This window comes from Nocardia sp. NPDC058497 (assembly GCF_042720195.1).
Taxonomy (GTDB): Bacteria; Actinomycetota; Actinomycetes; order Mycobacteriales; family Mycobacteriaceae; genus Nocardia.
The window spans coordinates 1-4,124 of record NZ_JBHXMY010000524.1 but is presented as its reverse complement, the minus strand read 5'-3'; the positions used below and the strand labels follow the sequence as shown (position 1 = coordinate 4,124).

At 68.5% G+C, this 4,124-nt stretch carries 5 protein-coding genes; 3 read left to right on the top strand and 2 right to left on the bottom strand.

Translation table 11 applies throughout. From position 1 onward, the window contains the following. The coding region (locus ACFWPJ_RS26385; protein WP_378855206.1) for a hypothetical protein at window positions 1-237 on the top strand (237 nt) is incomplete at its 5' end. Here the strand turns inward: ACFWPJ_RS26385 and coaA are convergent. Then, entirely contained in the window at window positions 238-1,170 is a 933-nt protein-coding gene (gene coaA / locus ACFWPJ_RS26380) for a type I pantothenate kinase (protein WP_378855204.1), read from the bottom strand. Window positions 1,171-1,370: 200 nt separating this feature from the next. Between coaA and ACFWPJ_RS26375 the strand changes: the two genes are divergently transcribed. Then, complete coding sequence (locus ACFWPJ_RS26375; RefSeq protein ID WP_378855202.1) at window positions 1,371-2,585, top strand: DUF885 domain-containing protein; 1,215 nt, start codon at window positions 1,371-1,373, stop codon at window positions 2,583-2,585. A gap of 3 nt (window positions 2,586-2,588) precedes the next feature. Here ACFWPJ_RS26375 and ACFWPJ_RS26370 read toward each other — a convergent pair whose 3' ends face one another. After that, window positions 2,589-2,729 carry a hypothetical protein gene (locus tag ACFWPJ_RS26370; protein WP_378855200.1) on the bottom strand — a complete coding sequence of 47 codons (141 nt, stop codon included), beginning with the start codon at window positions 2,727-2,729 and terminating at the stop codon, window positions 2,589-2,591. Window positions 2,730-2,880: 151 nt separating this feature from the next. Here ACFWPJ_RS26370 and glyA point away from each other — a divergent pair. Next, window positions 2,881-4,124: serine hydroxymethyltransferase (gene glyA, locus ACFWPJ_RS26365; protein WP_378855198.1), on the top strand; the 1,244-nt coding region annotated here is incomplete at its 3' end.

Sequence of the window (4,124 nt, the reverse complement as noted above, 5' to 3'; positions counted from 1 at the left end):
CGTTTGCTCTGGGATCGCGCCGAACCACAGACGCTCGTCTCGTCGACGGTGTGGCGCTACCGCGACGGCTGGACACAGGCCGGCACCGACCCGGTGCTGCGCGTGGTGACCGCACCGATCGCGCTCGAGCTGCGCCACACCGGCCAGGCCGCGCCGTTCGGCACCATCACCGGCGATCTGTACGTCGACGGTAAACCGGTGTTGCACAACGTGATCGAAGTGCGCACACCCCACTGATCAGAGCTTGCGCAGCCGCAACCGGTTGATCGTGTGGTCGGAGTCCTTGCGCAGCACCAGCGTTGCGCGCGGGCGGGTCGGCAGGATGTTCTCCACCAGATTGGGCCGGTTCGTCGAGTTCCAGATGTCGCGCGCGGCCGCGGTGGCCTGCTCGTCACTGAATCCGGCGTAGTGGTGGAAGTGCGCGTCGGGGTCGGCGAAGCCGGTCTTGCGCAATGCGAGAAAGCGCTGCACGTACCAGTTCTCGATGTCCTCGATCCTGGCGTCGACATAGATGGAGAAGTCGAACAGGTCCGAGACCATCAGCCGCGGACCGGTCTGCAGCACGTTCAGCCCCTCGACGATGAGAATGTCGGGCTGACGAACGCAGTGCGCCTCATCGGGCACGATGTCGTAGGAGACGTGCGAATACACCGGCGCGCACGCCTCTTCGGCGCCCGACTTCACCTCGGTGACGAAGCGCAGCAGCTTGCGGCGGTCGTAGCTCTCCGGGAAACCCTTGCGGTGCATGATGCCGCGGCGGGTGAGTTCGGCGGTGGGATAGAGGAATCCGTCGGTGGTCACCAGGTCGACCCGCGGATGGTGGTCCCAGCGGGCCAGCAGCGCCTGCAGTACGCGCGCGGTCGTCGACTTGCCGACCGCGACACTGCCCGCGACGCCGATCACGAACGGCACCTGCTTGTCCGGATGCTTCTCGCCGAGGAAGGTCGCGGTGGCGGCGAACAGCCGCTGGCGCGCGGCCACCTGGAGATGGATCAGACGGGCGAGCGGCAGGTAGACCTCGGCGACTTCCTCGAGATCGATCTGCTCGCCGAGACCACGCAGGCCGGTCAGTTCCTCCTCGGTCAGGACCAGCGGAGTCGACTTGCGCAGGGTGCGCCACTGCTTCCGGTCGAACTCCACATACGGGCTCGGCTCGCTTATCCGTGCCACCTACCCGACGCTCCGTTCGGGCGCGCACGCACAGCTGGGCTGCCCGTCCAGTGAGATCCGGGATAACTCTGACCGCATGCCGCGATTGTGCTCCGTCTCGGTCGACCACGCGCAACGGGGGGTTTGGCTACTGGCCGGTAACGAACGACAATCCCGAGGTAGGACCCGCTTTTCCGATTCACCCCGTAAGGTCGGGCACTATGGGGTCACATCTACTTGTCACTGAATACCTGCGGCTCGGACTGGCTTTCGACCGGCTCGAAGAAGGCTTCGTCGACGCCTACACCGGCGACCCGCAGTTGCGTCGCGACGTCGAGAACGCGCCCGTCCCCGATCCGGCCGAGCTGGTGAAGCGGGCCGTCGACCTGCGCGCCGGCCTGGCCGATGCGGGCCTGTCGGCGCGGCGCACCGAATTCCTCGACGCGCACCTGGTGGCGATGGAGTGCTCCGCCCGCAAGTTCGCCGGCGAGGAGATCGGATTCGTCGACGAGGTCCGCGCCTATTTCGACGTCGACATCGCCCCCGGCGACCCCGACGACTACCGCGAAGCCCACCGCCTGATGGACGAGGTGCTCGGCGGCGACGGTCCGCTGGCCGAGCGCGCCGCCGCGTACCGGCGCGGCGACGAGATCCCGCCGGAGCGGCTCGCCGTGTGCGTCGAGGCGTTCTCCAGCGCGCTGCGCGAGCGGGTCCGCGATCGCTATCCGCTGCCCGACCACGAGACCGTCACCTACGAGGTGGTCGGCGACAAGCCGTGGTCCGGATTCAACTACTACCTGGGGAACTTCCGCTCCACGGTCGCGATCAACTCCGACCTCAAGCAGCACATGGCGCACCTGCCCGCGCTGATCGCGCACGAGTCCTACCCCGGGCATCACACCGAGCACTGCCGCAAGGAGGCCGGGCTGGTCGCCGCGGGCGAGGACGAGCAGACGCTGTTCCTGGTCAACACCCCGCAGTGCCTGATGGCCGAAGGCCTGGCCGACCTGGCCCTGCAGTCGATCATCGGGCCGGGCTGGGGTGCGTGGGCGCAGGAGATCTACGCCGATCTCGGCCTGCGTTTCGACGGTGAGCGGGCCGAACGTTTCTCGACCGCGTCGGCGAAACTGCTGGGCGTGCGGCAGGACGCGGCACTGCTGCTGCACGATCAGCACCGCAGCGACGACGAGGTGGCGGCGTTCCTGCAACGCTGGAGCCTGGCCACGCCGGAGCGGGCGCGCCAGTCGCTGCGTTTCCTGTCCTCGCCGCTGTGGCGGGCCTACATCAGCACCTACGTGGAGGGCTATCGGCTGCTCGGCGGCTGGCTCGACAACGCCGTCGACGCGCAGGATCGGGTCGAGCGGTTCGGGCGCCTGCTCGACGAGCCGCTCACGCCGGGCGCGATCCGGCGGATGGCACCCGCCTCGGCGGGCTAGGGATCACGCGATGATCGCGCACCCTTCTCCGGCGGAGAGCGAGCACATCAGCTGCGACAGCATCAGCAGGAGCGCTTCGATGGGGTTGGACGGGGCGATGGCCGGGGTGACGGGCAGTGAGTTCATGACTGTGTCATCGGTCACCGCGCCGGACGCTGTTACGACTTCCCGGCCTGTTCGAGCGGTCCGCGGCGCGGCCGCAAGCCTGTGAGCTGCGTCTCCCGGGTGGCGGCCGCGCCGGGGTTGCGCTATCCCCGTGCTCGGGCGTCCGCGCGCGGCCCATAGACTGAAGGTCGTGACGCAGACGACCGCTTCGGTGAATACCCAGTCTCTCGGTGAGCTCGATCCCGAGTTGGCCGCCGCGATGGCGGGCGAGCTCGCCCGCGAACGCGACACCCTCGAGATGATCGCCTCGGAGAACTTCGTGCCCCGCGCGGTCCTGCAAGCGCAGGGTTCCGTGCTCACCAACAAATACGCCGAGGGCTACCCCGGCCGCCGCTACTACGGTGGCTGCGAAGCCGTCGACGTGGTGGAAACCCTGGCCCGCGACCGCGCCAAGGAACTCTTCGGCGCCGAGTTCGCCAACGTCCAACCCCACTCCGGCGCCCAAGCCAACGCCGCGGTGCTGATGGCGTTGATGAACCCCGGCGAAACCCTGCTCGGTCTCGACCTCGCCCACGGCGGTCACCTCACCCACGGCATGCGCCTGAACTTCTCGGGCAAGCTCTACGACGTCCACTCCTACGGCGTGTCCAAAGAAGACCACCGCATCGACATGGACGAGGTCCGCGACATCGCGATCAAGGCCAAGCCGAAGGTGATCGTCGCCGGCTGGTCGGCCTACCCCCGTCACCAGGACTTCGCGCGCTTCCGCGAGATCGCCGACGAGGTCGGCGCCTACCTGTGGGTCGACATGGCCCACTTCGCCGGTCTCGTCGCCGCCGGCCTGCACCCCTCCCCGGTCCCGTACGCCGATGTCGTGTCCTCCACCGTGCACAAGACCCTCGGCGGCCCCCGCTCCGGTCTGATCCTGGCCAAGCAGGAATTCGCCAAGAAACTCAACTCGGCGGTGTTCCCCGGCCAGCAGGGCGGCCCGCTCATGCACGTCATCGCCGCCAAGGCCGCCGCGTTCAAGATCGCCGCGACCGAGGAGTTCGCCGACCGCCAGCAGCGCACCCTCTCCGGTGCCCGGATCCTGGCCGAACGTTTGACCGGCGCCGATGTCAAGGACAAGGGTGTCTCGGTCCTGACCGGCGGCACCGACGTGCACCTGGTGTTGGTCGACCTGCGTAACTCCGAACTCGACGGCCAGCAGGCCGAAGACCTCCTCCACGAGGTCGGTATCACCGTCAACCGCAACGCCGTCCCGTTCGACCCGCGCCCGCCGATGGTCACCTCCGGCCTGCGTATCGGCACCGCCGCGCTGGCCACCCGCGGTTTCGGCGACACCGAGTTCACCGAGGTCGCCGAGATCAGAGCCGCCACCCGCGCCGGCCCCGCCGACACCGAGTCGCGGCGCGCCCCCGGGGACAAAAAGGC